The organism is Pseudomonas sp. FG98, from assembly GCF_057808595.1.
Genome location: NZ_JBMDIJ010000084.1, coordinates 1 through 25,546, shown reverse-complemented (window position 1 = coordinate 25,546; position 25,546 = coordinate 1). Strand labels below are relative to the sequence as shown.

The 25,546-nt window shown below is 65.2% G+C and carries 28 protein-coding genes; 10 read left to right on the top strand and 18 right to left on the bottom strand.

Going from position 1 to position 25,546, the window contains the following annotated elements:
* Positions 1-228: 228 nt before the first annotated feature.
* Positions 229-579 carry a DUF3509 domain-containing protein gene (locus tag ACODSK_RS27945; protein WP_489020708.1) on the top strand — a complete coding sequence of 117 codons (351 nt, stop codon included), beginning with the start codon at positions 229-231 and terminating at the stop codon, positions 577-579.
* Here ACODSK_RS27945 and ACODSK_RS27940 read toward each other — a convergent pair.
* From ACODSK_RS27940 to ACODSK_RS27900, 9 genes are all read right to left on the bottom strand, one after another.
* Positions 576-1,991, bottom strand: coding sequence for an HAL/PAL/TAL family ammonia-lyase (locus tag ACODSK_RS27940; protein WP_489020706.1), 1,416 nt, complete (start codon positions 1,989-1,991; stop codon positions 576-578). The two genes, ACODSK_RS27945 and ACODSK_RS27940, sit on opposite strands and share 4 nt — an antisense overlap.
* The gene (locus ACODSK_RS27935) at positions 1,988-3,004 is read right to left on the bottom strand and encodes an ornithine cyclodeaminase family protein (protein WP_489020704.1); all 1,017 of its coding nucleotides are present in this window, start codon (positions 3,002-3,004) and stop codon (positions 1,988-1,990) included. Before ACODSK_RS27935 ends, ACODSK_RS27940 begins: the two co-directional genes overlap by 4 nt.
* Entirely contained in the window at positions 3,004-4,008 is a 1,005-nt protein-coding gene (locus tag ACODSK_RS27930; RefSeq protein WP_489020702.1) for an ABC transporter substrate-binding protein, read from the bottom strand. The genes ACODSK_RS27935 and ACODSK_RS27930 overlap by 1 nt, the downstream gene beginning before the upstream one ends.
* A gap of 102 nt (positions 4,009-4,110) precedes the next feature.
* The gene (locus ACODSK_RS27925; RefSeq protein WP_489020712.1) at positions 4,111-6,738 is read right to left on the bottom strand and encodes a TonB-dependent receptor domain-containing protein; all 2,628 of its coding nucleotides are present in this window, start codon (positions 6,736-6,738) and stop codon (positions 4,111-4,113) included.
* 266 nt (positions 6,739-7,004) lie between these two features.
* A complete protein-coding gene (locus ACODSK_RS27920; protein ID WP_489020700.1) occupies positions 7,005-7,946 on the bottom strand; it encodes a DUF4880 domain-containing protein in 942 nt (313 codons plus the stop codon).
* 1 nt (position 7,947) lies between these two features.
* A complete protein-coding gene (locus ACODSK_RS27915; protein ID WP_489020698.1) occupies positions 7,948-8,454 on the bottom strand; it encodes a sigma-70 family RNA polymerase sigma factor in 507 nt (168 codons plus the stop codon).
* 100 nt (positions 8,455-8,554) lie between these two features.
* Entirely contained in the window at positions 8,555-9,322 is a 768-nt protein-coding gene (locus ACODSK_RS27910; protein ID WP_489020697.1) for a phosphate/phosphite/phosphonate ABC transporter substrate-binding protein, read from the bottom strand.
* A 12-nt stretch (positions 9,323-9,334) separates the two neighbouring features.
* Positions 9,335-10,276 (bottom strand): fatty acid desaturase, encoded by a 942-nt coding sequence (locus ACODSK_RS27905; protein ID WP_489020695.1) that lies wholly within the window; start codon positions 10,274-10,276, stop codon positions 9,335-9,337.
* A 204-nt stretch (positions 10,277-10,480) separates the two neighbouring features.
* Positions 10,481-10,951 (bottom strand): phosphate-starvation-inducible protein PsiE, encoded by a 471-nt coding sequence (locus tag ACODSK_RS27900; protein WP_489020693.1) that lies wholly within the window; start codon positions 10,949-10,951, stop codon positions 10,481-10,483.
* A 244-nt stretch (positions 10,952-11,195) separates the two neighbouring features.
* Between ACODSK_RS27900 and ACODSK_RS27895 the strand changes: the two genes are divergently transcribed.
* Positions 11,196-11,462: a YebG family protein gene (locus tag ACODSK_RS27895; protein ID WP_489020691.1), complete on the top strand. Its 267-nt coding sequence runs from the start codon at positions 11,196-11,198 to the stop codon at positions 11,460-11,462.
* 3 nt (positions 11,463-11,465) lie between these two features.
* On the opposite strand, the gene ACODSK_RS27890 is transcribed toward ACODSK_RS27895, so the two are convergent.
* Entirely contained in the window at positions 11,466-12,491 is a 1,026-nt protein-coding gene (locus tag ACODSK_RS27890; protein WP_489020689.1) for a Leu/Phe/Val dehydrogenase, read from the bottom strand.
* Positions 12,492-12,606: 115 nt separating this feature from the next.
* Here ACODSK_RS27890 and ACODSK_RS27885 point away from each other — a divergent pair, with 115 nt between their 5' ends.
* Positions 12,607-13,413: a transglutaminase family protein gene (locus ACODSK_RS27885; RefSeq protein ID WP_489020687.1), complete on the top strand. Its 807-nt coding sequence runs from the start codon at positions 12,607-12,609 to the stop codon at positions 13,411-13,413.
* 125 nt (positions 13,414-13,538) lie between these two features.
* Here ACODSK_RS27885 and maiA read toward each other — a convergent pair whose 3' ends face one another.
* From maiA to hmgA, 3 genes are read right to left on the bottom strand one after another with little or no spacing between them, the layout of a single operon-like run.
* On the bottom strand, positions 13,539-14,174 hold the full coding sequence (gene maiA, locus ACODSK_RS27880; RefSeq protein ID WP_489020685.1) for a maleylacetoacetate isomerase: 636 nt from the start codon (positions 14,172-14,174) through the stop codon (positions 13,539-13,541).
* Positions 14,175-14,186: 12 nt separating this feature from the next.
* Complete coding sequence (gene fahA, locus ACODSK_RS27875) at positions 14,187-15,479, bottom strand: fumarylacetoacetase (RefSeq protein ID WP_489020684.1); 1,293 nt, start codon at positions 15,477-15,479, stop codon at positions 14,187-14,189.
* A complete protein-coding gene (gene hmgA, locus ACODSK_RS27870; protein ID WP_489020682.1) occupies positions 15,476-16,783 on the bottom strand; it encodes a homogentisate 1,2-dioxygenase in 1,308 nt (435 codons plus the stop codon). Before hmgA ends, fahA begins: the two co-directional genes overlap by 4 nt.
* Before the next feature lie 179 nt (positions 16,784-16,962).
* On the opposite strand from hmgA, the gene ACODSK_RS27865 reads away from it, so the two are divergent.
* The gene (locus tag ACODSK_RS27865) at positions 16,963-17,748 is read left to right on the top strand and encodes an IclR family transcriptional regulator (protein WP_489020680.1); all 786 of its coding nucleotides are present in this window, start codon (positions 16,963-16,965) and stop codon (positions 17,746-17,748) included.
* Between the two features lie 282 nt (positions 17,749-18,030).
* Here ACODSK_RS27865 and ACODSK_RS27860 read toward each other — a convergent pair whose 3' ends face one another.
* The 4 genes from ACODSK_RS27860 to ACODSK_RS27845 form a co-directional block, all read right to left on the bottom strand.
* On the bottom strand, positions 18,031-18,369 hold the full coding sequence (locus ACODSK_RS27860; protein WP_489020678.1) for a hypothetical protein: 339 nt from the start codon (positions 18,367-18,369) through the stop codon (positions 18,031-18,033).
* Between the two features lie 75 nt (positions 18,370-18,444).
* Positions 18,445-19,359 (bottom strand): SDR family oxidoreductase, encoded by a 915-nt coding sequence (locus ACODSK_RS27855; protein ID WP_489020676.1) that lies wholly within the window; start codon positions 19,357-19,359, stop codon positions 18,445-18,447.
* A 109-nt stretch (positions 19,360-19,468) separates the two neighbouring features.
* Positions 19,469-20,374 (bottom strand): alpha/beta fold hydrolase, encoded by a 906-nt coding sequence (locus tag ACODSK_RS27850; RefSeq protein ID WP_489020675.1) that lies wholly within the window; start codon positions 20,372-20,374, stop codon positions 19,469-19,471.
* A gap of 184 nt (positions 20,375-20,558) precedes the next feature.
* Complete coding sequence (locus ACODSK_RS27845) at positions 20,559-21,014, bottom strand: flavodoxin (protein ID WP_489020673.1); 456 nt, start codon at positions 21,012-21,014, stop codon at positions 20,559-20,561.
* A 127-nt stretch (positions 21,015-21,141) separates the two neighbouring features.
* Between ACODSK_RS27845 and ACODSK_RS27840 the strand changes: the two genes are divergently transcribed.
* Positions 21,142-21,603, top strand: a complete 462-nt coding sequence (locus ACODSK_RS27840; protein WP_489020671.1) for a PAS domain S-box protein — start codon at positions 21,142-21,144, stop codon at positions 21,601-21,603.
* A gap of 57 nt (positions 21,604-21,660) precedes the next feature.
* Positions 21,661-22,269, top strand: a complete 609-nt coding sequence (locus tag ACODSK_RS27835; RefSeq protein ID WP_489020670.1) for a hypothetical protein — start codon at positions 21,661-21,663, stop codon at positions 22,267-22,269.
* Here the strand turns inward: ACODSK_RS27835 and ACODSK_RS27830 are convergent.
* Positions 22,266-23,216 (bottom strand): MerR family transcriptional regulator, encoded by a 951-nt coding sequence (locus ACODSK_RS27830; protein ID WP_489020710.1) that lies wholly within the window; start codon positions 23,214-23,216, stop codon positions 22,266-22,268. The genes ACODSK_RS27835 and ACODSK_RS27830 overlap by 4 nt on opposite strands.
* A gap of 217 nt (positions 23,217-23,433) precedes the next feature.
* On the opposite strand from ACODSK_RS27830, the gene ACODSK_RS27825 reads away from it, so the two are divergent.
* The 4 genes from ACODSK_RS27825 to ACODSK_RS27810 all read left to right on the top strand — a co-directional run bounded on the left by ACODSK_RS27825 (position 23,434) and on the right by ACODSK_RS27810 (position 25,425).
* Positions 23,434-24,006, top strand: coding sequence for an antibiotic biosynthesis monooxygenase (locus ACODSK_RS27825; protein ID WP_489020668.1), 573 nt, complete (start codon positions 23,434-23,436; stop codon positions 24,004-24,006).
* 82 nt (positions 24,007-24,088) lie between these two features.
* Positions 24,089-24,781: a dihydromonapterin reductase gene (gene folM, locus ACODSK_RS27820; protein ID WP_489020666.1), complete on the top strand. Its 693-nt coding sequence runs from the start codon at positions 24,089-24,091 to the stop codon at positions 24,779-24,781.
* A 13-nt stretch (positions 24,782-24,794) separates the two neighbouring features.
* Complete coding sequence (locus ACODSK_RS27815) at positions 24,795-25,091, top strand: DUF1244 domain-containing protein (RefSeq protein WP_489020664.1); 297 nt, start codon at positions 24,795-24,797, stop codon at positions 25,089-25,091.
* Entirely contained in the window at positions 25,084-25,425 is a 342-nt protein-coding gene (locus ACODSK_RS27810; protein ID WP_489020662.1) for a HopJ type III effector protein, read from the top strand. Before ACODSK_RS27815 ends, ACODSK_RS27810 begins: the two co-directional genes overlap by 8 nt.
* The last annotated feature ends 121 nt before the right edge of the window (positions 25,426-25,546 follow it).

Here is a 25,546-nt window from a genome sequence, read left to right as displayed (position 1 = left end):
AGGTTTTACGACGGCTTCGCCGCCGATCGCGGCTAACAGCCGCTCCCACAGGGTCTGTGTTACGCCTGATTGAGTTGTGTAGATACCCATGCTCATCGCTGGCAAGCCAGCTCCCACAGGTACTGAGCTGACTTGGCAAATGACCACTCGGCCCGAGCCTTGCAATGAATCGGGAACTAGCCATCGATGACCCAGTCAATCGATGCATGTCATTGCCAGGTGAGCGCCATGCACAACCCATTTCAACAGATCAGCGATGCCTTCTCGGACGAGTACCGGGTCAACCTCAGCATCGAACGCCTGGACGGCAGCATCATGCTGACCCTGTCCGATGACCGCGGCCGTGTGGTCGCCAAACGCCTGGTCAACCGGGCCCAACGGGATGACCCGAAACGCCTGGCGCGGTTGATCGACAGTGTGAGGTTCGGCATTGCCATCGAGCAGGGGCATAGTGCGGTGGATATCCTGACGGCCATGACCAATGGTGGGAACTTCATCGCTGGCAAGCCAGCTCCCACAAGGTCCGTGGCACACGCAATCCCTGTGGGAGCTGGCTTGCCAGCGATTGGGCCGCACTAGCGGCCCCAGAAGTCCCCAGTCACGTCGATGGCACGGTCCTCATCGATGAAGGCCACCGCCTTCCGTACCTGCCGGTAGATTTCCGCGCTCCCGAGCCCAAGCCGGATCCCGTCGCGCAGGTCCACCGCCTGCGCTGCCACCACCGCTTCGATGCGCACCAGCCATTCCACCCGCTCGACCAGCCGCGCGGTCTTCTCCACCACAGCCAGCCCTTGCCCGGCGTAATCCTCGACCCGATCCGCCACCGGCACGCTGAGCGCCGGCAACGGATTGCCCAGGTGCACGATCTCCGCCACCAGCGCCGCCGCCGTGCGTTGCAAGGCCGCCAGCCCGACGCTGCCGGGGCGTGGGCTGAGCGAACGCGGCAGGTCGCTGGACGACGGCGAGAGCAACTTGGCGATGCGCTCGACACTGGCCACCGCCAACCGCCCCAGGGCCAGACCAAGCCCTTCGAAGGCCAGCGCCAGATGGGTGCTGTCGAAGTTGGCGGTCACCAGCAGCTCGCGGCTTTCCACCACCAATGCGGGATTATCCGCCCCGCTATCCAGCTCGATCTCGACGATCTGCCGAGCCCGCTCCAGGGCATCACGAACGGCACCCAGCACCACCGTGGCGCAACGAAAACTCAATGGGTCCTGCAAGCGCCGCGGCTGCTGTTCACCGCCTTCGAGCAAGGCCAGCAACGCCGCTGATTCCTCCGCCTGCCCCGGCGCCGGACGCAGTTGCGCCGCCCAGGGCTGGAACGGCGCCAGCCCGGCACGATAGCCCTCGCAGGACAGCGCCAACACCCCGCGTTGCCGCGTCAGCAAACCCTCGACTTCGCTGACCAGCAAGGCCCCCAGCCCAATGCTTGCGGCATTGGCCGAGACCAGCGCCAGGCCGTCCTTGCCCTTGGGCAACAGCGGCATCAACCCGGCCCGGCGCAAGGCGTCGCCAGCCGGCAGGCGCTCGCCGCGATAGACAACCCAACCCTGCCCCTGCAAGGCCAGGGTCACATGGGCCAAAGGTGCCAGGTCGCTCTCCCCCAGCGAGCCGAGCAACGGCACCTCGGGATGAATGTCATGGGTGAGCAGATCGACCAGCGCCTCGGCGCCGCGCAGGGAAATCCCGGATCGGCCCTGGGCCAGCCCGGCCACTCGCGCGCAGATGATCGCCCGCACTTCCCGGGGCGAGGCCAGGCGCCCGACGCCCACCGCGCGCCCGGCAGCGATACGTGCCTGGAATCCATCATCGTCCTGGGCCTGGTCCACCGCCGCGCCCAGTCCGGTAGTCACCCCGTAGATCGGCGTGCCGGTTGCGATCAACTCCAGCAGCAAGGCATGCCCGGCCTCGATCCGCGCCCGCGCTGCGGTATCCAGCACCAGCGTGGCATTGCCGTCCACCACTGCCAGCAAACGCTCGATGGCGCTCATGCCCAGCGCAACCGCTGGCCGATGCCCAGGCGCCTGGCCTTCTCCAGCAAGGCATGGCCAAGGGCGATATCGCTGAGGCTCAGGCCGCGATGCCAGAACAGGATGGTCTCGCCCGGATGCTCGCGCCCCGGCTTCAGCCCGGCGACGATCTGCCCCAGCTCGGCATGCAGGGTGGCTTCGCTCAGCTTGCCCGCCTCGACATGGGCGCGCAGCGCACCGAACTGGCCGCCCTTGCACTGCCCCCAATCGTCGACCACCAGCTTGTCCATGATGTCGGTCAGCGACAGCTCGACCGCGCTCATGGTGCCGTAGGGCACGACAAAGGCGCCGGGTTTGATCCACTCGGTGCGCAGCAACGCTTGCGGGCGTTCCAGCCGCGACGCCTCGACCACGATATCGGCACCGCGCACGGTGCTTTCCCAGTCCTCGGTGACGATCACCGGCTTGCCCAGGTCGCGGCGCAGGCGTTCGGCAAAGGCCTCGCGGCTTTCCTCCCGGCGCGAGTGCACGCGGATCTCGTCGAAATCGAACAGGTGGTCGAGCAGGCGCACGTTCCAGTACGCCGTGCCCCGGGCGCCGATATGCCCGAGCACCTTGCTGTCGGGCCGGGCCAGATGGCGGGCGCCGAGGGCGGTCAGCGCGCCGGTGCGCATGTCGGTGATCGATGCGGCGTCGAGGATCGCCCGGGGCACGCCGGTGGCCGGGTCGAGCAGGTTGAGAATGGCCAGCTCCGAAGGCAGGCCCTGGCGGTAGTTATCGACGAAGTCGCCGACCACCTTGACCCCGGCCCGGCCGATCTCGCCGCCGAGCACGCCGCGCAGCACGTTGAAATGACCGTTGATGCCGCCGCCGGGAATCAGGTGGGTACGCGGCTCGATCACCGCCTCGCCGCGGCCCTGCAGGAGCAGGCCGGCTTCGACGGCGGCGAGGATCTCGTCGTTGTCGAGGTTGAGTTCGGCAACGTCCAGGCCGTTGAGAAAATCGATATGGATGGGTTCATGCACGCCGCTCATCACAGGCTCCCGCTGACTTTGGCTGCCACATCGCCCGGTACCCAGGCGCTCCATACCTGCGGATGCTGGCGCAGGAAGTCCTCGGCCACGGCGCGCGGCGCCAGGCGTTTTTCGCTCATGCGGGCGAGGGTCTGGTTAAGCAGGTCGATGGGCAGGTCGACCTTGGCGAACAGCTCCACCAGCTCCGGGTACTGGCTGTGGAACGGCGCCGACACGCCGATCGCCAGGCGCGCCGGCATCGAACGGCTACCGCGCGGGTTGGGGTGATTGGCGTTGGACAGGGTTTTCCAGGCTTCGGCATCGAACGGCGGTTCCTCCAGCTTGATCAGCTTGTAACGGCCCAGCAGCGGCGTCGGCGACCAGTAGTAGAACAGCACCGGCTTGCCACGGCGGATCGACGAAGCGACTTCGGCATCCAGCGCCGCACCGGAGCCGGTGCGGAAGTTGACGAAGCTGTCGGCCAGGCCATAGGCCTTGAGCTTCTGGCTGTTGACGATTTCCGAGGTCCAGCCGGTGGGGCTGTTGAGGAAGCGGCCCTTGTCCGGGGACTCCGGGTCCTGGAACAGCTTGGCGTAGCGTGGCAGGTCGGCCACCGATTTGAGGTCCGGGGCCAGGGCCGGGAGGTTGCGCTCGGGGTCGCCCTTGATCACGAACTCCGGCACCCACCAGCCTTCGGTGGCGCCCTTGACCGTGTCGCCAAGACCGAACACCTTGCCCTCGGCTTCGGCCTTGACCCAGGCCGGACTGCGCCCGGCCCACTCCTCGCCGATCACCTGGATATCGTTTTTCGCCAGGCCCGCCTCGAGGCTGACGGTGCTGCCGGGCAGGGTGTCGGTGCGGTAGCCGTAGCCTTTTTCCACCAGCAGGCGCAGGACCTCGGTGATGAAGCTGCCGCTTTCCCAGGTAATGTCGCCGAAGTGGATGGGCTGGGGTTTGTCGGCGGCGTGGGTGAGTAGGGACAGGGTTAGAAGGGAGGTGCCTAGCAGGGTTTTCAGGAGTTTCATGTGAAAGCCTCTTGGGCCCCATCGCTGGCAAGCCAGCACCCACAAGGTCCGCGGTGCATGCGATCCCTGGGGGAGCTGGCTTGCCAGCGATGGGGCCAGTGATCAGAAGTCGTAGGTGAGCTTGGTGTAGTAGAACGCCCCCTCAGGCGCCGACGGCGCGAGGTAGCTGTACTGCTGCCCCGGCGTCTGGCGCAGGCGCAGGTTGAAGTCGTCGGGCTTGCTGTCGAACAGGTTGTTGGCGCCCACCGACAGCTTCAGCTGCTTGCTGAACGCGTAGTTGACGTCGAGATCGGTGTTCCATTGCGCCGAGAAGGTCTGGTCGTACTGGGCGTTGGCGGCCGAGGCGGCGTACTTGCGGTACTCGCCGTAACGGGTCTGCGACAGGCTGACGGTCCACGGTCCGTAACGATGCACCGCGCCGAGCACCAGCTTGTCTTCCGGGTAGCCGTGTTCGAGGAAGCCGCGAGCCTCGCGGGTCAGCACGTCGAAACCGTAGGGGTTGGCATTGATCGATTCGATGGTGGTACGCGCCCGGGTGTAGCCGGCCGACAACGCCAGGTTGCCGAAGCGCTCCAGGTCGAGGTTGTACTTGCCGACGATATCGACGCCGCGGGTGCGGGTGTTGGCCGCGTTGGTCATGAACTGCGCCCAGCTGTACTGGCCATAGCCGGCGGCGGCGAGGATGCGCTCGGCGTCCGGCCCGGAGATGCCGCCGCTGTAGAGCAGGCGGTCGCGGATGGTGATCTGGTAGGCGTCGATGGTCAGCGAGGCCTGCTCGCTCGGCCGCAGCACCAGGCCCAGCGAGTAGTTGGTGGATTTTTCCGGCTTCAGCGCTTCGGCGCCGAGGGCCTGGGCCGCCGGGTGGTCCACCGGCAGCATGCGGGTCAGTACCGGGTTGCCGTTGACATCGACGTTGGTGGTGGTGGTCCAGGAGGTGCCGATCTGGCCCAGGGTCGGTGCGCGGTAAGCACTGTTGACCGTGGCGCGGATGCCCACCTGCGGGGTCAGTTCGTAGCGCGCCGAGAGCTTGCCGGTGGTGGCCGAGCCGAAGTCCGAGTAGTGCTCGGTACGCCCGGCGATGCCCACCTGGAATTTCTCGGTGACCTGGTTTTCCAGGCCGAAGTACACGCCGCCGACATCGCGCTTGTAGGTCCCGGCATCGTCCGGCATCAGCCCGGAGGCCTGCACCGCGCCGACCTGCACACCATCGATGCCGCCATAGGAGTAGGAGTCGTAATCGCCCTCCTCCAGCTTGTACTGCTCGTGGCGGTAGGCGATGCCGGTGGACAGCACCAGCGGATTATCCGACCAGGCCACCGCCAGGTCCTTGGTGTAGTCGATGCCGAGGTTGGTCTGCTCGTTGATCAGCGTGGCCACGTCGAACTTGGTCGGGCTGTTGTCGCCGTAGCTCGGGTTGACCGTGTCGAAGGCCAGTTCGTCATGCTTGTCGCGGCCGTAGGTGGCGCTGAAATCCAGGCGGCCGATGGCCTCGTCCTCGAAGCGCGAGCCGACGGTGAACGAGGCGTCCTCGTAGCGATAGCGGTACTTGGGAATGGTGCCGTTGGGGTAGATCGCGGCGACGTTGTTCGGGTTGGAGGCCAGCAGCGGCGGCGTGTTGTTCACCGACTTGTCCTGGCCGAAGGTGGCGAAGCTGTACAGGCGCCACTGGTCGTTGAGGCCGACCTCGGCGTTGGCCGCCAGGTTGTACTTGTCGCGGGAGGCGCCGCCCCAGCGCGGGTCCTGCCAGGTGCCACCGGCTACGTATTTGTCGCCGATATCGGTGGGCTTGGTATTGACCCCATTGAAGCTCAGGGTGAGGAAGCCGCCCCCCGGCAGGCCGAGGCCGTACCAGCCGTCGGCGCTTTTGCTGAAGCCGTCGCCCTGGGCGTACTTGCCCACCTGGGTATTGAGCTGGCCACCGCTGTCGCGCTCCTTGAGCACGATGTTGACCACCCCGGCCACCGCGTCCGAACCGTACTGGGCGGACGCCCCGTCACGCAGCACTTCGACGTGGTCGATGGCGCTGATCGGGATCATGTCGAGGTCGACCGGTTGCGCGCCAATGAACGGCACGCCGCCGGAAATGTTCACCACCGCCGAGGCGTGCCGGCGCTTGCCGTTGACCAGTACCAGGGTCTGGTCCGGGGCCAGGCCGCGCAGCGACGCGCCCTTGGGGTTCTGTCCGCGGGTGGCGCTCTGGTTCTGCGGGAAATTGAACGACGGCAGCAACTGGAACAGCGCCTGGTTCAGGGTGGTGGCGCCGGTCTGCACCAGTTCCTCGCTGTTGATCACGTCCACCGGGGCGGCGCTGGTCAGGGCGGTGGCATCGCTGCGCCGGGTGCCGAGGGCGACCACGCGGTCCAGGGTCGGTGCACTGGCGGCTTCGTTGCGGCTGACCTGGGCGGCAGTGCCGGTCGCGGTCGCCGACGAAGTCTGGCCCTTGTCCTTGATGATGAAGGCGCCGGTCGGGCTGACTTCCAGGGCCAGCCCGGTACCGCGCAGCGCCGCCTCGATGGCCTGGGCGGCGGACAGGTTACCGTCGACCCGCGCCGACGAATAACGCCCCAGCTCCGGAGTGAAGGAAATCACCTGGCCACTCTGCCGGCTGATATTCAGCAGCACTTCGTCGAGCGGGCCGGCGTCGAGATGCCAGGTTTGCCGCGCCTCGTCGGCGAATGCCGTGCCGCCCAGCAGCAGGCTGAAAGCAATGGCGCCGGTCACGGATGTCAGGTTGCGTTGGTTTTTGTGTTTGCTCTTGCGCACAACGATTCCCCCCACGGAATCCAATCCGCGCTGCTCCCTCGGCAGCGCTTGCGAGACAGGTGTGGAGCGGGCGGGGGAAATCTTGCAGATCGATTGGTTATGGGCTTAGAACCGACTTTGTGGGAGCGGGTTTACCCGCGATGACCGTAGTCCCCCCACTATCGCAATCGCGGCGGTCCGGCGTCCCGGTGAACCCGCTCCCACAAGGAGCGCATTGTCTTTCAGGTATTCAGTCAGACCGGGCCGACCGTGACCCAATAATCGCTGCGCCGATTGATGCGAATCGGCAGGGTGCGCCCCAGGGTTTCGAGCACCACGTCGCTCTGGTCGAGGCGATAGAGGCCGCTGACGCGCAGCCCGGCGATGGCCGGGTCGACCCGCAGCACGCCATGCCGATAAGGACGCAGCGCCTCGATCACTTCGCTCAACGGCCGGTCGCGGACTTCCAGCAAGCCGTTGACCCAGGCGCTATCGCCGCTGCGCAGGGCCTCGACCACGCCGAAGCGATAACGGTCGAAGCTGACCTCCTGCCCCGGCTGCAACTGCAAGTGGTCACCGCCACGGGTGACGATCTGCAAGGCCTTGTCCATCGCCCCCACCCGGCAGCGAGCGGAGCGGTCACGCAGCAGGATCCGCGCATCCACAGCATGCACCTCGCCGCCGCTGGTCTGCAGGACGAACGGACGACGATCGGCGGCGACCTGGATCAGCCCTTCCCCTTCGCGCCACTTCAGCACCCGGCGCTGCCCGTCGAAGTGCACGTCGGCGGCGCTTTGCGCGTTGAGCAGCAGTTCGCTGCCGTCGTCCAGCCGCACCGTCTGGCGCTGGCCGATGCCGGTGGAGAAATCGGCGCCCAGCGTGTCGAACGACGGCGTCAGGCTCCAGCCGCCACCGATCATCAGGCCGGCACCGAGCAACGCCCGCTGCATGACCTTGCGTCGGCTCGACGGCGCCTCCAGCGCCCGTTGCAGCAGGCCGCCATCGATACCCTGGGCGATCGGGACCTGGAACACGCCGAGGGTGCGTTCCAGGCGCAGGCACAGTTCGTCATGCCGCGGGTCGCGGGTGCGCCAGGCGAGGAAGGCCTGGCGCTCGGCGTCGCTGGCCTGGCCCGAACGCAACAGGACGATCCAGCGGGTTGCCTGTTCGATCAGGCGTTCCTGTTCGCTGCTCATATCACTCCAGGCTGGCCTTGAGGCAACGGTGGATGGCCTTGGCCATGTAGTCGCTGACCGAACGCTGCGAGATGCCCAGGTGCTCGGCGATCTGCGGGTAGGTCAGGCCATTGACCTGGGACAGCAGGAAGGTCGCCTTGACCTTGGCCGGCAGGCCGTCGAGCAGGTTGTCGATGATCTGCAGGGCTTCGAGCATCTGCGCCAGCTCTTCCGGCGAGGGCGCCTGGGCCTCGTCGTCGAGGCGCAAGGCGTCGAGGTAGGCCCGCTCCAGGTCGCGGCGGCGCCAGAGCTGATACATCAGGCGCTGGGCGATGGTGGTCAGCAGCGCCCGCGGCTGGCGGATCGGTTCGGCGACCGGGGCGCTGAGCAGTTGCACGAAGGTGTCGGCGGCGATGTCTTCCGCGCCGCCATCGCCCAGGTGCCGACGCAGGCGCAGGCACAGCCACTGGTAGTGGTTGCGGAACAGGGAGCCCACGTACTCGCGGTGAGCGTTTTCGAGACCGGACATGAATGACCCCAGACGGAGGATTGCTTGAGAGGTCCGGTGGTCCGGTGACGCCATGCTAGAGGGACTGCTTATTCTTTAAAAATATTTAAATGGCATTCGCTTATGCGAATTTGAAATCACCTGCTGCCCTCTCGTAATCCAGAAGGATCTGGTAATCGGCTTCTCTGGCCGGCAGCACTTCGCCGATCGCCAGGGTCTCGGCGAATGCCGGCAGTGTCTGGTTCAGCGCCTGGCGAATACGCTCGGCGCCCGCCGCGTCGAGATGCGCCGGGCCGATGAAGGGCAAGGTCGGGCTCGGCGCGCTGCGCTCGAGGATGCGCAGGCCGGCCACTTCTTCGCTGTGATCGCGGGCCAGGTAATCCCAGGTGACGCTGTCGATGGCGGCGAGATCGCCCTGCCCGGCCTTCAGCGTCTTGAGGCTGTCGCGATGGCCGCCGGTGTAGCGGACGCTGGAGAAGAAACGACTGTCGCGCTGCAAGGGTGCGAGGCGGTGGCGCAGCAGGTTCATGCCGGAGTTGGAGTCGGGGCTGTTGATCAGTCCGCGGCTATCGAAGAAGTGTTCCAGGTTGCGCCGTGGATCGTCGGCGCGCACCACCAGCAGGCTGCAATGATTGCCGGCGCTGGCATGGGGCAGTTCGTAGCGCGGTCGGCCGATGACCCGGACCTTGCCGCGCAGCAGGGTCATCAGCGGATAGCCGCAGGTCTGGGTGAACAGCAGCTGCGGCGATAACCAGAGCGTCGGCAAGTCCAGTGCGCTGGCGTCGTCGCGATGGGCACCGAGCAATTCCAGCGTCTGGTGCAGCCAGGCTTCGCTGGCCTCGCGGACACGCGGCGGCGCCACGTACATCAACAGTTCGGCGTAGGGCATGAAGACTCCGGGTCAGGCGAAGGGATGTTCGGGGCTGTCGATCGGGCGGAGGCCATGGCGGCGGATCAGTTCACCATAGCCGCGCACGAGATAGCCGCCGCTGCGCGCCAGCCATTGCTCGCGACGCTGCTGGTAGACGGTCGGCAGGAAGTACCACGGCAAGCCCGGCAGGTCGTGATGGACCAGGTGCAGGTTGAGATGCAGGAACAGCCAGCGCCATGGCCAGCCGGCTTCGTTGAGCACGGTGCGCTGCTCCGGGCGATCGGCGGGACGGTGTTCGTAGAAGGAGCGCAGCATGGCCACGGACAGGGCCGGGACGCTGGCCAGGAACACATACTGGACAATCGACAGCGCGCTGTATTCGGCGATGAAGGCGAACATCAGCAGGGTGCAGAAACCATGGCTCAGCCACATCAGCCAGGCCTGGCGGTCGCCTTGCCGGAGGCGGGTGAATTCTTCACGGGCGAGGCCGAACAGGGCCTGCGGAGCGCCGCCCAGCAGGCGGCCGGCGACGGTCTTGTCCAGCCAGCGCAAGGCCCTGTGGGTCCGTGCTGCGCGTTGCCAATCCTGCTGGCCGAGGTAGCGGCTTTCCGGGTCACGGCCCGGCAGGGTCAGGTCTTCGTCGCGGTGATGCAGCAGGTGGCTGTCGCGGTACAGGGTGTAGGGGTACCAGACGGCGAAAGGGGCGTAGCCGAGCAACTTGTTCAGGAATGCAAAGCGGGTCGGGTGGCCGTGGAGCAATTCGTGTTGCACTGACAGCCACAGCACCAGCAGCGGCACCAGCAGCACCAGGGTCAGGCCGCTGCCGAGCCAGGGACTGCCGAGCAACAGGGCGAACCAGCCGCTGTAGACCCCGATCAGCAGCAGCCAGGTCGGCCACTCGCTGCGCCCCAGGAAGCTGGCGTGCAGGCGCAGCACTTCATCGCGCTGGGCGTCGTCGAGGTAATGGGGCATGGCGGGGGTCCTGAAATGGCGGATACCCCCTTGTGGGATGAGGCGGGAAAATCTTGCAGATCGATTGGTTATAAGAGGCTGGATTTTTGGTTGTGCTTGAGGGCCTCATCGCTGGCAACGCCAGCTCCCACAGGTCCGGCGGTGCATACGGTCACTGTGGGAGCTGGCGTTGCCAGCGATGAGGCCATCCGGGACACAGCAGAACTACCGGCCTTCCTCCACATCCTTGCCATTGGCATCGATCACCCGGCTCGACGGGTAGCGCGACGAGGCATAGCGCACCACCAGGATGGAGAACGACAGCAGCAGGATGCCGCCGCACAGGTACAGCAAGCCCTCGTCCGGCGCCTTGTGGTGCGAGACGTCGCCGATCAGCAGGCGGGTCAGCGCGGTGATCGCCACGTAGAGCAGGAAGCGGATCGGCATATGGTTGGTCTTGAAGTAGATCCCGACCATCGCCCCCAGTTCGAGGTAGATGAACAGCAGCAGGATGTCGTCGACGCTGACTCCGCCCTTGCCGATCATGTCCATGAAGGTCGCCACCGCGGCGTAGGCGGTGATGGCGCCGATGCCGAACAGGGCCAGGTAGTGGAACGCCTCGACACACAGGTTGCCCAGCGAGTCGGCGGTGCCGTGCAGGCCCTTGCGCAGTTTTTCAGCCCATTTGATGTTCACGATGCGGATTCCCTGATACGGCTTGGAGGAGGATGCGGCAGGCACATGACGCTTTGCCTGCATGCAGTAAAAAGGCCAGCGGCCAGGGTTGAGAAGGCGACCGATTGCCGCAAGGCACGCTCGCCATGCCATCAGGTTGCAAAAACTGGGCTATAAAAAGGCCACTATCCAATGCTGGATCATTACTGTATAAATACCCAGTATTCGTATTCCTTCAATTTTCGAAAAAGGCGTGAGGTGATGAATGGCCGTCGAAGTGGTGTACCGCAGCAGCCGCGACCTGGAGCGTTTGTTCATGGATAAAGCCGAAGCAGACCGTCACGACAAGATGCTCGAGCTGGCCGAGATGCTGGCTGAAGTCCTGAAGAAAGCGGTGCCGTCGCTGGATGAACAGCAACTCGATGACATCGGTATCTACATGGCGAAGAACCGCGATGTGTTCGCCAAGGCGTTCAAGAGTCAGCCGGATGCCCTTTCCGAACTGCTGGAAGCCCCGGCAGACGCGGAATAAGCCTCAACTTCCGCCGTAGACCAAACGCTCGGCCAACTGCTCGGCGACCCGCGCCGGCGAGCGTTTTTCCGCCTGGGCGTGGGCGAACACCTCGGTCAGCCGGCTGGGGATCCGCGCCAGGTGCGCGGTGATGTCGGTGAGCGCCTGGCCCTGGTGGGTCAGCGCCACGTAGATCAGCCCGCCGGAATTGATGATGTAGTCCGGGGCATAGAGAATACCGCGGTTTTCCAGTTGGTCGGCCACCTGCAGGCTGGTCAGCTGGTTGTTCGCCGAACCGGCCACCGCCGCGCAGCGCAGTTGCATCACGCTCTGCCCGGTGAGGATCGAGCCCAGCCCGCAGGGCGCGAAGATATCGCACGGCGTGCCCACCAGGGCTTCGGCGGCCACCGGCTGGGCGTCGAACTGTTCCATCGCCAGTTGTACCCGCCCCTGGTCGTGATCGCTGACCAGCAATTCCGCCCCCGCCGCATGCAGTTGCTCGGCCAGCGCATAGCCGACATTGCCCAGCCCTTGAACTGCCACGCGCAAGCCTTCCAGGTTGTCGCTGCCCAGACGCGCCATGGACGTGGCGCGGATTCCGGCGAACACGCCCATGGCCGAATGCGGGGATGGATCACCGGCGCGGGTGGTGCTGGTGACATGCCGGGTGGACTGGGCGATGCAGTCCATGTCGAGGGTCGAGGTGCCGCTGTCGATGGCGGTGATGTAGCGGCCTTCGAGGGATTCGATGAAACGTCCGAACGCCTCGAACAGCGCGGCGCGGTTTTCCACATGGGGGTTGCGGATGATCACCGCCTTGCCGCCACCCAGCGGCAGGCCGGCCAGCGCCGCCTTGTAGGTCATGCCCTGGGCCAGGCGGATGGCGTCGGTCATGGCGCTGTCGTCGTCCGGATAGGCCAGGTAGCGACAGCCGCCCAGTGCCGGACCCAACCGCTCGTTGTGGATCGCGATCACTGCCTTGAGCCCGGTGACGGGGTCGGTGCACAGGTGCAGTGACTGGGTGCGGGTGCTTTGCATGAGCGCGAACATCGGCGGGCCCTCTTGGAGCGTGCTCATCCAGTATAGGTGCGGCCCCGGCGCCTGCCGGAGCACTGGACGAAACGCCGCGCCAGAGCTACAACAGAAGCTCCCAGCGGAGATCGCCATGAACCCACGCCACGCTTGCCTGGCTTGCCTGGAGCGCACTCCCCCGGCCCTGTTCGAGGCCGGGCTGTGGATCGCTGCCGAGCATGACGCCAAGGTCGAGCCGGAACGGGTGATGCGCGAACTCAGGGCCTTGCAGCATGAGGTCAGCAACGACCTGCCACTGCTGCCCCTCAACGAACTGGCCCAGCCGTTGTTGCGCAAGCTCTGTGCCCTGGGTTTCCAGGAGGACGAATACCACCCGTTGCGCCCGCACGCGGCGTTGCTCGATCAACTGTTGCTGCGGCGGCGCGGCCAACCGCTGGCCCTGGCCCTGCTCGGTCTCGAACTGGCACGCGGATTGTCTATTCCGCTCGAAGGGGTGAATTTTCCCGGTCACTTCCTGCTGCGGGTGCCGGGAGCGGATCACCTGCTCGATCCTTGTGGCGGGCGACGCCTGTATCCGGCGGATTGCCGGGAACTGCTCGGGCGACAGTTCGGGCCCCAGGTGCCGTTGACGGCGGAACACCTGAAGACGGCCACGGCAAAGGAAATGATCCAGCGGCTATCGCGCAACCTGCGCCAGTTGCACTCGACCCACGGCGACGATATCGCCGCGCTGAAGGATGCCGAACGGGTGATGGAGCTGGGCGCACCGCTGACCAGCGATTACCTGGCCCGGGCCACTCTGTACCAGCATCTGGATTGCCCGCAGGCCGAGCGGTATGACCTGGAGCATGCGTTGTTGCTGACCGATGATCCGATTCAGCGGCTGAGGCTGACGGAGCGCTTGGGGCATTTGCCTTCAGGGAAAAGATCTGTGCATTGATATCGTTCTTTCGGGCCCTATCGCTGGCAATGCCAGCTCCCACAGGTTTCTGTGTCGAGCCTGGATCATGCGGCTGGCACAGAACCTGTGGGAGCCGGCGTTGCCGGCGATGAGGCCCTGAAAGATCACACCGCCGCTGGCGTATCCGGCTGACGCGAGGGATGGGCCAGGACGAACGCCGGATGCTCCTCAGCCAAGCCGACCACCCGCAGGATCCGCGGGTACCCGCCCAGATCGATATTGAAGCGCCTGGCCGCATACACCTGCGGGATCAGGTAGACATCCGCCAGCCCCGGCTCGTCGCCGAAGCAGAAGCCTTCATCGCCAATCAGTTGCTCCACCGCCGCCAGCCCCTGGCTGATCCAATGACCAATCCACTGGTTGACCGCGTCCTCACCCTGCCCCAGCTCGCGCAGGCGGTTGAGCACGCTGACGTTGTGCAACGGATGGATATCGCAACCGATCAGCGCCGCGACCCCACGGGCCCGGGCGCGTTGCACCGGGTCCTGGGGCAGTAGCGCCGGCTGTGGATAAACCTCTTCCAGGTACTCGATGATCGCCGGCGACTGCACCAGCAGTTCGCCGGAATCGGCCTTGAGCGCCGGCACCCGGCCCTGGGGGTTGAACGCGAGGTAATGGGCCTCGCGCTGTTCGCCCTTGAGCAGGTTGACCGGCAACGACTGGAACTCCAGCTGTTTCAGGGCCAGGGCGATACGCACCCGGTACGACGAGGTGGAGCGGTAGTAGGTGAAGAGTTCCATGGCTCAGCCCCCTCAGTGTGCCGCGACGACCTTGCCGCGGCATTCGCCGAAGCCGATGCTGGCCACGCCGTCGCGTTTGGCCCGGGCGCGCAGGATGATTTCGTCGCCGTCCTCGAGGAACTTGCGCACCTCGCCCGACGCCAGCTCCACCGGGTGCTTGCCGCCCTCGGTGATCTCCAGAAGGCTGCCGAACTGCCCAGGCTGCGCACCGGACAAGGTACCCGAACCGAACAGGTCGCCCGGCTGCAACTGGCAACCGTTGACGCTGTGGTGCGCAACCATCTGCGCCACGGTCCAGTACATGCTCAGGGTGTTGCTCAGGGTCAGGCGGTGGGCCGGCAGGTTCTGCTCGCGCATGCGTTCGGTGAGCAGCAGCACTTCCAGCTCGATGTCGAAGGCACCGCCGGCCTGGTCACGCTTGTCCAGCAGGTAGGACAGCGGCTGCGGATCGCCTTCAGGACGCGCCGGCTGGGCGCAGCGGAACGGCGCCAGGGCCTCGGCCGTCACCACCCAGGGCGACACGGTGGAAATGAAGCTCTTGGACAGAAACGGACCCAGCGGCTGGTATTCCCAGGCCTGGATATCCCGCGCCGACCAGTCGTTGAGCAGGCAGAAGCCGGCGATATGCTCGGCGGCGTCGCCGATCGCGATGGGCTCGCCCAGGTCGTTGCCCTGGCCGATCCAGATGCCCAGTTCCAGCTCATAGTCCAACCGCGCGCAGGGGCCGAAACTCGGTTCGGTCTGCCCGGCCGGCAGGGTCTGGCCCTTGGGCCGACGCACTTCGGCCCCGGATGGGCGGATGGTCGAGGCGCGGCCGTGATAACCGATCGGTACATGCTTGTAGTTGGGCAGCAGCGGGTTGTCCGGGCGGAACAGCTTGCCGACGTTCTTGGCGTGCTCGATGCCGACGTAGAAGTCGGTGTAGTCGCCGATCCGCGCCGGCAGGTGCAGTTCGCACTCGGCGGCCGGGTACAGCGCCGCTTGCAGTGCGGCCTGGTGTTCGCTGCCCTCGCCGAGCAGTTGCAGCAGGCGCTCGCGCAGGGCCACGCGGGCCTCGCGACCGAGGGCGAAGAAGGCGTTCAGTGCGCCACCGCGAGTGGCCTCGACGGCAGCCCGGGCCTGCCCTTCGAACAGGCCGGCGGCCAGCACCGCTTCCAGGTCGAGGATGGCATCGCCGATGGCCACGCCGCTGCGGCGCTCGCCACCGGCACGGCTGAAGATCCCCAGGGGCAGGTTGTGCAGGGGGAAGTCGCTATGCCCGTTGGCGTGCTCGACCCAACTGCGGGCAATGGCGGTCTGGTTCATGCTTGTCTCCGATTCGGGGTGAAGGTGCTTGGCAGCGTGGCCCAGCAACTATCGTAGTCGTTCTGCAACTGTGGGCAGTCCAGGGCATGGCGGGTCGGACGCAGCACCTGGCCGGTCTCGAACATGAAGGCCATGGTGTTGTCGATCTTGCTCGGCTCCAGCTCTGCGGCGATGGCCTTGGCGCAGGTCTCGGCGTCCGGGCCATGGGCGCTCATGCAACCATGCAGCGAGGCGCCACCGGGCAGGAAGCCTTCGGCCTTGGCGTCGTATTCGCCCTTGATCAGGCCCATGAACTCGTTCATCAGGTTGCGGTGGAACCATGGTGGACGGAAGGTGTTCTCGGCCACCATCCAGCGCGGCGGGAAGATCACGAAGTCGATATTGGCCATGCCCGGCACGCTGGTCGGCGAGGTCAGCACGGTGAAGATCGACGGGTCGGGATGGTCGAAGCTGACCGTGCCGATGGTGTTGAAGCGGCGCAGGTCGTATTTATACGGCACGTTGTTGCCGTGCCAGGCGACCACGTCCAGCGGCGAGTGCTGCAACTGGCAGCCCCACAGCTCGCCAAGGAACTTCTGCACCAGTTGCACCGGGCCCTCGTATTCCTCGTAGTGCGCTACCGGGGCAAGGAAATCGCGGGGGTTGGCCAGGCCGTTGCTGCCGATCGGGCCGAGGTCCGGGATGCGCAGCGGCGCGCCGTGGTTTTCGGCGATATAGCCGCGGGCTTCACCCTCCGGCAGCTCGACGCGGAATTTCATGCCTCGCGGAATCACTGCGATCTCCAGCGGCTCGACGTCCAGCACGCCCAACTCGGTGACCAGGCGCAGGCGACCTTGTTGCGGCACCAGCAGCAGCTCGCCGTCGGCATTGAAGAACACCCGCTCCATGGAGCGGTTGGCGCGATAGAGATGGACGCTGATTCCGGCCGGTTTTTCCGCCGCCGAGTTGGCCGCCATGGTCACCCAGCCATCGATGAAATCGGTGGGTTCGACCGGCATTTCCAGAGGGCTCCAGCGCAGACGGTTGGGCGTGACCGCGCCCAGCGGGCCACCGGCCAATTGCCGCTCCAGGCGCTCGAACGCCGGATGCAGCGCCGAAGGCCGGATGCGGTACAGCCAGGTGCGCCGCTGCTCGTGACGACTCATGGTGAAAGCGGTGCCGGACAGCAGTTCGGCGTAGAGCCCATACGGGGCCTTTTGCGGGGAGTTCTGCCCGACCGGCAGGGCGCCGGGCAGTGCTTCGCTGGCGAACTCGTTACCAAAGCCGCTCTGGTAAGCGAGATCGGAGGTGTTATCGGTGTTCATCGAGCCTCCAGGCCCCTGGGGGCCGACTGGTGACAGATTGACTCCCACCCCGGCAAAGCAAGAGGGAAGTGCTTCTGTATTGTTTTAATTCGTAACCGGATTACGCATAACGTAATTTGCTCGGGTAATGGCGTCAAGCTATAAAGGCTGCCGTCTCGCTTCCTTAGAGAAACAGCACCATGGCCAAAGCCACGCTCCCCGCCGACAACGGCAAACAGAAGGTCCGTTCGGCGGAAGTCGGCACCGATATCCTCAAGGCCCTCGCCGAGCTGTCCCCGGCGACCTCGCTGTCGCGCCTGGCCGAGCACGTGGAGATGCCGGCGAGCAAAGTGCACCGTTATCTGCAGGCGCTGATCGCCAGCGGCTTCGCCGAGCAGGACCCGGCCACCAACCACTACGGCCTTGGCCGCGAGGCACTGCGGGTGGGCCTGGCGGCCTTGGGCGGGATGGATGTGCTGAAGGTGGCGGCGCTGCCGCTCTCGGAGTTGCGCGATGAATTGAACGAAAGCTGCTTCATCGCCGTGTGGGGCAACCAGGGCGCGACCGTGGTGAATATCGAACCGGCGGTGCGCGCGGTTACCGTGGTGACCCAGATCGGCTCGGTCTTGCCGCTGCTCAGTTCGTCCACCGGCCTGGTGTTCGGCGCCTACCTGCCGGAGCGGGAAACCATCGATTTGCGCGATCGCGAGCTGGCCCAGAGCGGGCACGATGCCGAGCATTACCAGCGGCTGTTCGCCAGCATCCGTGAGCACGGCCTGCATCACGTCCACGGCCTGTTGATGCCGGGTGTGGATGCCTTGTCGGCACCGGTGTTCAACGCCATGGGCCAGATCGCCGCGGTGATCACCGTGGTCGGCCCGACCTCGATCTTCCATGCCGATGAACAAGGCCCCGCCGCGGAGCGCCTGCTGGCCACGACCAAGGCCATCAGTTGGCGAATGGGTTATCAGGAATCTGTGAACTGATTTGGTGCACTGTTGCCGACGATGCAACAGTGAATGTCAGAAAGCGCTATTTTTCCGTAGGTTGCGTCTGACTATCCTTCTCCTGCCCTGACGATCCGGTGTTCGCCAGGGCGCGAAGTTGACGCTTCGAGCCCCTTAACGGTCGGTTAATGCTCTCCCCCTAGAGTGCTCCTCGATTGTTGTTCGAAGTGTCTTCCTTCAGTTCACCGACGTTGATTTTGAAGCTCCTTGATCTGCGTCTTATTGGCCGCTGCCTTTGCAGCGGCCTTTTTTATTTGCGCGTCAGTCGCAGTGGAAACGGTGCAACAGCCGATGTGCCAGCGGCGCCAGGATCAAGCCGATACTGGCGACGAACACCAACCCCACATACAACCCGTACACGGCAAAGAACAGCTTGCCGCCCGGGGTTTCCGGCAGGTCCACCGGGCCCATGCCGCCCAGCAGCAGGGTGGCGTTGAAGGCCGCGTCGTACCACTTCACGCCTTCCTCGAAATACAGGTGCCCGGCCACGCCGATCAGGATCGAGCCCAGCAGCAACAGCCCCGCTCCTATAGCGTGGAGCAGGAGCCGGCTGCGGAATTGTTCGGTGGAAATGACGGCTTCGTTCTTCGATTCGTACACAGGTGCACTCCTTGTCGCGATCACGGTCTGGCAGCTTAGGAAAGATCTGCGGATCGCGACAGGAAATGCCCTCGATCAACGACGGGCGAATCGTTGCAAATTGCTCATCATTTGCTGCAGGGCCTCCAGGCTGTCCTTGGGATGCACGGCGTTCTCGAAGTCGCCGATGCGCCCCCAGTTGGCCGCGACATCCTCGACACTGAAGCCTTCCTGCGGATCGAACCCGGCCCCGAGGCTGCGCTCCCAGCGCACCTGGCCGATCCAGCCGCCGCCGACTTCATAAAGATTGCCGCTGTCCTGGCATTGCTCGCTGCCCAGGTACACCACCAGCGGGCTGATCAGCTCGGGCTTGAGCTGTTCGAACACCTGCGGCGGGATCAGGCCCTCGGTCATGCGCGTACCGCCGGTCGGAGCGATGGCGTTGACCAGCACGCCATTCTTGCGCCCTTCGAGGGCCAGAGTGCGGGTCAGGCCGTACAGGCCCAGCTTGGCCATGCCGTAGTTGGCCTGGCCGAAGTTGCCGTAGATGCCCGAGGTCGACGAGGTGAAGATCACCCGCCCCCAGTTCTGCTCGCGCAGGTGCGGCCAGGCGGCACGGGTGACCTTGTAGGCACCCTCGACGTGGACCTTGTAGACCAGCTCCCAGTCCGGGTCTTCCATTTTGTGGAAAGTCTTGTCGCGCAGGATGCCGGCGTTGTTCACCACCACGTCGACACGCCCGAAGCTGTCCAGGGCCTGCTCGACGATGCGCTGCCCATCGGTGACCGAATCATGGTTGGCCACCGCCTCGCCGCCGGCCTCGCGGATTTCCGCGACCACCTTGTCGGCCGCCGAGGCGTTGGCGCCTTCGCCATGGGTCGAGCCGCCCAGATCGTTGACCACCACTTTCGCCCCATGGCGGGCGAACAACAGGGCATGGGCCCGGCCGAGGCCGCCACCGGCCCCCGTGACGATCACCACTCTATCTTCCAGGCGCACCGAATCGGTCATGGCTCAACTCCAACTGAACAGGGAACGGAACGCCCAGTGTCGGCCAGCGCCCGGCCCCGGACAACGAACCGGGCGGGCGCTGAATGGCAGGTGATAAGTGACGCCGGGGTCAGGACCAGGCGACCTTTTGCAGGCTCCAGGTCAGGGGCTGGTGACGGAAGTCCAGGTAGTGGCGCAAGACCTGGGCGGGTGATTCGGTGTGCGGGTAGTGGCCGATGCCATGCAGCAGCACGGTGTCGGGTTCAGGGATCAGTTCTTCGTAGCGCTTGACCATGTGCGCCCCGGACAACGGGTCGGCCGCGCCATTGATGAAACGCAACGGCAGGCGGGCTTCCTGCAATGCGCCGACCCAGCGCTGGCGATGGGCCTCGCGTTCGAGCAGGTACTCCGACAGACGGTGCAGGATGCGATTGCCGTGGTTGGCCACGATCAGGCTCCAGCAGTCGTCCAGCGCGCTTTCGCTGGGCTGGGTGGCGGGGCCGTAGATCTGCGCGACATTGCGCACCAGGTCGTCACGGTCGAAGATCCGCGCCACCAGCCAGCCCAGGCGGCTGACCAGCAAACGCTGCAACAGCAGCGGACGATGGCACTCGGGAAACAGGCCGGCATTGAGAAAGGCGCAACTGGCGATCTCGATGCGACCTTCATGGTGCCGGGCGAGCAGTTCCTGGGCGACGCTGCCGCCATAGTCGTGGGCGAGCACATGCAAGGGCTCGTGGATCTTCAGATGGGCCAGCAACGCCTGTTGCAGGTCAGCCTGCTCCAGCAGGCTGTAGCGATGCTCCGGCGGCTTGGCCGAATCGCCGAAACCGAGCATGTCGCAGGCGATCACGCGAAAGCGCTGGGCCAGCGGCTGCCAGAGGTAGTGCCAGTCCCAACTGGCGGTGGGGAATCCGTGAATAAGTAGCAGTGGCTCTCCCTGCCCTGCCGTCCAGTAGCGAATGCTCTGGCCGCGGAACGTGAATCCCAGGCTCCGTGTCCGCCAGACGCACAAAGGAATCTCTGCCAATGGCATAGCGAGATCTCGGCTGGTGGTTGTTTTAGGTGTTGGTCACGGTGGCACATGTCTGTGCTCTGACGGAGAGCATAGTCAGCCATTGGCGAAGCGGGAGTTTCCTTGGCAGCCAGCTTGCTGACCTTGCGAGTCACGCGCCGAACGGCGCGGGGGCGGCTGCGGGAGACCCCGCAGCCGGAGGGCATCAGCCGCGCAGCTTGGCGGCGAATTCGGCGATCCATGGCTCGGCGTCGACTTCCGGGGTCACGGTCTCGCTGGCATCCAGGCGCAGCATCGGCTGGATCTCGCTGACGCCCAGTTCGCCGAACAGCTCACGCAGTTGCTCGCCACCACCGCAGAAGGTGTCGCCATAGCTGGAATCGCCCAGGGCGATCACCGCACCCGGCAGACCGCGCCAGGCGGCAGGCAGCAGGTCGCGGATTTCGCTGTACAGCGGCATCAGCCCGTCGGGCAGTTCGCCCATGCCGGTGGTGGAGGTCACGGCAAGGAACGCCTGGGGCTCGAAGGCCTGGACATCGGCAAGGGTCGCCCGGGCGGCGTGCCAGGCTTCGAAGCCCTCGGCCTTGAGCAGCGATTGGGCGTGACGGGCGACTTCTTCGGCGGTGCCGTAGACCGAACCGGACAGGATGACCACTTTCATGACGGATTCCGTATCTGAGCAAAAGCGTAGGATACTAGCACCCTTGGCTGGCAAAAGGCCTTATCCGTTGGCCGTACATGCACTAGAATCGCTCACTTCCGTAGTCCTTCTTGTGCCGGCCAAGTCCATGATCAACGCCTCACTGCTGCAACGCATGATCGATGCCTCCAACGACGGCATCGTGGTCGCCGAACAGGAAGGCGACGAAGACACCATCCTGATCTACGTCAACCCGGCCTTCGAGCGCCTCAGCGGCTACGAGGCCAACGACATCCTCTACCGCGACTGCCGCTTCCTCCAGGGCGAGGAGCGCGACCAGCCGGCCCGCGCGCGCATCCGCCAAGCCCTGGCCAACCGCCAGCCGTGCCGCGAAGTGCTGCGCAATTTCCGCAAGGACGGCAGCGCATTCTGGAACGAGCTGTCGATCACCCCGGTGTTCAACGAGGCCGACCAGCTCACCTATTTCGTCGGCATCCAGAAGGATGTCACCCGCCAGGTCGAGGCCGAACAGCGCGTGACGCAACTGGAACGCGAGCTGGCCGAAGCGCTGGCACGGATCCGTGAACTGGAAAACGACCAGCGGTCTTAACAAAGGCACCGATTCGCGGTCCATCTATCACCCGGAAAAATCGCAGCATTCACGACCATGCAAGCCGATGCCCTTCTGACCCAGGACGAGCTGGACTTTATCCAGAGCGTACATCGCTCGCCCCAGCTCAACCGCGTGGACCCCAACTCCAGCCTGCGCCTCAATGGCCGCAGCGACGTGCAGCAATTGCTCACCCGCCTGGTGGCCAACGAGCAGGTCACGGTGCGCGCTCAACTGGACAACCAGCAGATGAGTTTTCCGCTGTTGCTGGTGGAGGACGAGTTCCATGCCCTGCACCTGCAACTGGGTGCGCCGAGCATCTATGAGGAAGGTGCGGTGGTACGGCCGTGGCGGCTGGCCCTGGACAAACCGGTGATGCTGGAGGATCAACTGGGGTTGAGCAGCGGCCTCAAGGTCCGGGAAATTTCCTTCAAGGGCATCCTGCTGGAACTACCGGACGGCAGGAAGGCGCCGAAATCCTTCAGCCTCTGGTTCGCTCCCGACGGCATCGCCCCCATCGCCCTGCGCGGCACCCTGCAACGCCTCACCGTCGAAGGCCTGGCGGCCTACAAGCTCAGCCAGCGCCAGCCGGAAGAAATCGAACGGCTGCGCCAGTACATGCTGCAACAGCATCGGCGTGCCCATCCCGAGCTGCATCAGGGTTAAGTGTCGAGGTGCCCGTCGAGGCACTGCTGCAAACGTCTCCGCATCAAACGGGCTTCCCCACCCAGGCAGGCAACCTGCGAGCCGATCAGGCTGTCCTGGGCCATTTCCGACGCCTCGCCGGCGAACAGCAGTGGACAATCCAGGGCCAGCGCCAGGCGTGCCAGACGCTTGGGCAGATCGGCCGCCGGGGCGTGGTTGGAGAACAGCACCAGCGCGTCCGGCGCCATGCGCTCGCAGACCAGGCTCAACTCCTCCAGCGGCTGCCCCGGCGCCAGCACCGATACCGCAACCTCGCTACTGCCGAGCAAGAGCGCGCACACCAGCAGTTCCAGCTCCCGGCATTGCTCGGGCAAGCCGACCAGCAGGACGCGCCTGTCCTGCTCTTCACGGGCCAGGTGCAGGCGTTGCCAGGCGCGGGCGCGCAGGAAGGTGTCGAGGAACAGCCACTCGCTGAGACGGCCAAAACCGTCATGGGCCATGCGCAATTCCTGCCACAGCGGCATGAGGATGTCCTGGAACACCACGCCCAGCGGGTAGCTGGCGAAGACCTGGCCGTAGAGCCGCTCCAGCCGGGCCTCGTCGAAACGCTGCGCAGCCTGGCGCAGCAGGTGCTGCCAGTGCTCATGATCCTTCGGCGCGGCCGGCTCGACGATTTCGTGGGACGGGGTCGGAGTGGCACGGTCGCGGGCGAGGATCTTGCCGACCTTGCTCACCGCCACACCACGCTCGATCCAGCCGAGGATATGCCGTACCTCGTCGATATCGGCGCGGGAATACAGGCGATGCCCACTTTCGGTGCGTGTCGGACGCACCAGGCCATAACGACGCTCCCAGGCACGCAGGGTCACCGGGTTGATGCCGGTCAACCGTGCGACTTCACGGATGGGAAACAGCTCCTCGTGGTCCAGACCGCGTTCGCTGAGTGAAGCCGGGGGACGCTCGATCATCGCCTTGTACGCTGCGGGTTGTAGGAAAAAGACCAGCATTCTACCCCGCCCTTCAACAGCGAAGCCAAATGCCTGCTGTGCGCTGGTTCAAAGCTGACACTGACGAGTCACATTATTTCCGGAATAATCCTTGCTTGATTTCGGACGCCACCCAACACCCCGGGTGGCGACCAAGGGTCGGGGCTACCCGCCGCGACCCGTTGCCAGGAGATACACGATGTCTACCCCACCCGTCACCTTGATGGTCGCCCGGCGTGTTGCCGAGGGCCGTTACCAGGACATGATCGCCTGGTTGCACGAAGGCGAGCAGCTCGCCACCGACTTCCCCGGCTACCTGGGTTCCGGCGTACTGGCGCCGCCGCCCCAGGGCGATGAGTTCCAGATCATCTTCCGCTTCGTCGACGAAAAGACCCTGCACGCCTGGGAGTTCTCCGCCTCGCGCAGCGCCTGGCTGGCCCGTGGCAATGGTCTGTTCAAGCAACCCACCGAGCAGCGCGTCAGCGGTATCGAAGGCTGGTTCGGCGCCCATGCCGCGCAACGTCCGCCGCGCTGGAAGCAGGCCGTGGCGATCTGGCTGGCGTTCTTCCCGGTATCGCTGGCCTTCAACCTGCTGTTCGGCCATTGGCTGGCGGAAATGGCCCTGCTGCCGCGCATCCTGCTCAGTACCCTCGGCCTGACTCCGCTGATGGTGTACTTCTTCATTCCGCTGTCGACCCGCTGCCTGGCCAACTGGCTCAATGCCCGTCCGTCGGCGCCCGCCCGTCGCGGCGAATCGCTGGAAAGCCGCTGACCGGCCGGGGGCGGTCATTCCAGGTGAGTTCGGGTATGCTGGCACCTGACCGCGAACCTGAAAAAGTTGATCGTCCCCGCATATGAACAGCCCAATCCTAGTTACCGGTGGCAGCCAGCGAGTCGGGCTGGCGCTGGCCACACGACTGGCGCAGGCCGGCCACACGGTGGTCAGCGCCAGCCGCAGCAAGATCACCACCCTGGCGCACCCGAACATCATCCCGTTCCAGGCCGACCTGTGCAGCGAGCGCGACCGCGAAGCGCTGATCGATCACCTGCGCAGCCACTACGACGGCTTGCGCGCGATCATCCACAACGCCTCGCTGTGGCTGGACGACGACCTCGACAACCTGAACACCATGTTCAAGCTGCATGTCGAGGCGCCCTACCACCTGAACCTGGCCCTGGGCGAGCAACTGCTCAAGCTGGACAAGTCGGACATCATCCATATCTGCGACGAAACCTCGTCCCGCGGCAGCAAGAGCCATATCGGCTATGCCGCGACCAAGGCCGCGCTGCAGAACATGGTGCTGTCGTTCGCCGAGAAGTACGCGCCGAAAGTCCGGGTCAACGGCATCCTCCCGGGGTTGCTGATCCTCAAGGAAGGCGGTGACGAACACTACCGCCAGCAGACCCTGAAAAAGGCCCTGCTGGAGTTCGAGCCCGGCGCCCAGCCGCTGATCGACGCGGTGCTGTTCCTCCTCGAAAGCCAGTACAGCACCGGCAGCAACGTGGTCATCAACGGTGGCCGCCACCTGAAGAACCGAATCGCCTGATAACGAGAAAGCCATGACCCCGCAAGAACAACTCGAACTCGAAGCGGCGGCGTTCCGTCGCCTGGTCGAACACCTGCGCAACCGTACCGACGTGCAGAACATCGACCTGATGAACCTGTCCGGCTTCTGCCGCAACTGCCTGTCCAAGTGGTACAAGGCAGCGGCGGACGATCGGCAGATCGAGGTAAGCCTGGATGACGCCCGCGAGGTGGTCTACGGCATGCCTTACGAGCAGTGGAAAAGCCAATACCAGAAAGAAGCCAGCGCCGAGCAGCAAGCCGCGTTCGCCAAAGGAAAACCGCATGACTGACCTGAACACCCTGCGTACCAGCCTCGCCAGTGGCGAACACGCTTTCGCCGACACCCTGGCGTTCGTCGCCGAGCACTATGACTACACCCAGACCGCCTTCGACAATGGCGGCCTGCCAAGCGCCGCCGGGCAGAACGAAGGCTCCTGCAAGACCCTAGGCCTGGCCCTGCTGGAAGGCCTGAGCGACCAGGAAGCGCTGCTGGCCTTCGGCGAGCACTACCGCTCGGTGGTCGCGACCCCGGAAGGCAACGACCACGGCAACATCCGCGCCCTGATCGCCCACGGCCTGGCCGGGGTCAAGTTCGAAGGTGAGCCGCTCAAGCGCAAGGCTTGAGTCCTGTAGTGCTGTTGATGGCCTCATCGCTGCATAGGTATCTACACATCTTTGGCGAGGTGCAAAACGGACCCTGTGGGAGCGGCTGTTAGCCGCGATCGGCGGCGAAGCCGTCGTAAAA

Bases quoted from the DNA above. Each gene is read 5' to 3' on its own strand.
- ACODSK_RS27945 (WP_489020708.1), top strand. From the start codon at position 229: ATGCACAACCCATTTCAACAGATCAGCGATGCCTTCTCGGACGAGTAC.
- ACODSK_RS27940 (WP_489020706.1), bottom strand. From the start codon at position 1,991: ATGAGCGCCATCGAGCGTTTGCTGGCAGTGGTGGACGGCAATGCCACG.
- ACODSK_RS27935 (WP_489020704.1), bottom strand. From the start codon at position 3,004: ATGAGCGGCGTGCATGAACCCATCCATATCGATTTTCTCAACGGCCTG.
- ACODSK_RS27930 (WP_489020702.1), bottom strand. From the start codon at position 4,008: ATGAAACTCCTGAAAACCCTGCTAGGCACCTCCCTTCTAACCCTGTCC.
- ACODSK_RS27920 (WP_489020700.1), bottom strand. From the start codon at position 7,946: ATGAGCAGCGAACAGGAACGCCTGATCGAACAGGCAACCCGCTGGATC.
- ACODSK_RS27915 (WP_489020698.1), bottom strand. From the start codon at position 8,454: ATGTCCGGTCTCGAAAACGCTCACCGCGAGTACGTGGGCTCCCTGTTC.
- ACODSK_RS27910 (WP_489020697.1), bottom strand. From the start codon at position 9,322: ATGCCCTACGCCGAACTGTTGATGTACGTGGCGCCGCCGCGTGTCCGC.
- ACODSK_RS27905 (WP_489020695.1), bottom strand. From the start codon at position 10,276: ATGCCCCATTACCTCGACGACGCCCAGCGCGATGAAGTGCTGCGCCTG.
- ACODSK_RS27895 (WP_489020691.1), top strand. From the start codon at position 11,196: ATGGCCGTCGAAGTGGTGTACCGCAGCAGCCGCGACCTGGAGCGTTTG.
- ACODSK_RS27890 (WP_489020689.1), bottom strand. From the start codon at position 12,491: ATGTTCGCGCTCATGCAAAGCACCCGCACCCAGTCACTGCACCTGTGC.
- ACODSK_RS27885 (WP_489020687.1), top strand. From the start codon at position 12,607: ATGAACCCACGCCACGCTTGCCTGGCTTGCCTGGAGCGCACTCCCCCG.
- maiA (WP_489020685.1), bottom strand. From the start codon at position 14,174: ATGGAACTCTTCACCTACTACCGCTCCACCTCGTCGTACCGGGTGCGT.
- fahA (WP_489020684.1), bottom strand. From the start codon at position 15,479: ATGAACCAGACCGCCATTGCCCGCAGTTGGGTCGAGCACGCCAACGGG.
- hmgA (WP_489020682.1), bottom strand. From the start codon at position 16,783: ATGAACACCGATAACACCTCCGATCTCGCTTACCAGAGCGGCTTTGGT.
- ACODSK_RS27865 (WP_489020680.1), top strand. From the start codon at position 16,963: ATGGCCAAAGCCACGCTCCCCGCCGACAACGGCAAACAGAAGGTCCGT.
- ACODSK_RS27855 (WP_489020676.1), bottom strand. From the start codon at position 19,359: ATGACCGATTCGGTGCGCCTGGAAGATAGAGTGGTGATCGTCACGGGG.
- ACODSK_RS27850 (WP_489020675.1), bottom strand. From the start codon at position 20,374: ATGCCATTGGCAGAGATTCCTTTGTGCGTCTGGCGGACACGGAGCCTG.
- ACODSK_RS27845 (WP_489020673.1), bottom strand. From the start codon at position 21,014: ATGAAAGTGGTCATCCTGTCCGGTTCGGTCTACGGCACCGCCGAAGAA.
- ACODSK_RS27840 (WP_489020671.1), top strand. From the start codon at position 21,142: ATGATCAACGCCTCACTGCTGCAACGCATGATCGATGCCTCCAACGAC.
- ACODSK_RS27835 (WP_489020670.1), top strand. From the start codon at position 21,661: ATGCAAGCCGATGCCCTTCTGACCCAGGACGAGCTGGACTTTATCCAG.
- ACODSK_RS27830 (WP_489020710.1), bottom strand. From the start codon at position 23,216: ATGATCGAGCGTCCCCCGGCTTCACTCAGCGAACGCGGTCTGGACCAC.
- ACODSK_RS27825 (WP_489020668.1), top strand. From the start codon at position 23,434: ATGTCTACCCCACCCGTCACCTTGATGGTCGCCCGGCGTGTTGCCGAG.
- folM (WP_489020666.1), top strand. From the start codon at position 24,089: ATGAACAGCCCAATCCTAGTTACCGGTGGCAGCCAGCGAGTCGGGCTG.
- ACODSK_RS27815 (WP_489020664.1), top strand. From the start codon at position 24,795: ATGACCCCGCAAGAACAACTCGAACTCGAAGCGGCGGCGTTCCGTCGC.
- ACODSK_RS27810 (WP_489020662.1), top strand. From the start codon at position 25,084: ATGACTGACCTGAACACCCTGCGTACCAGCCTCGCCAGTGGCGAACAC.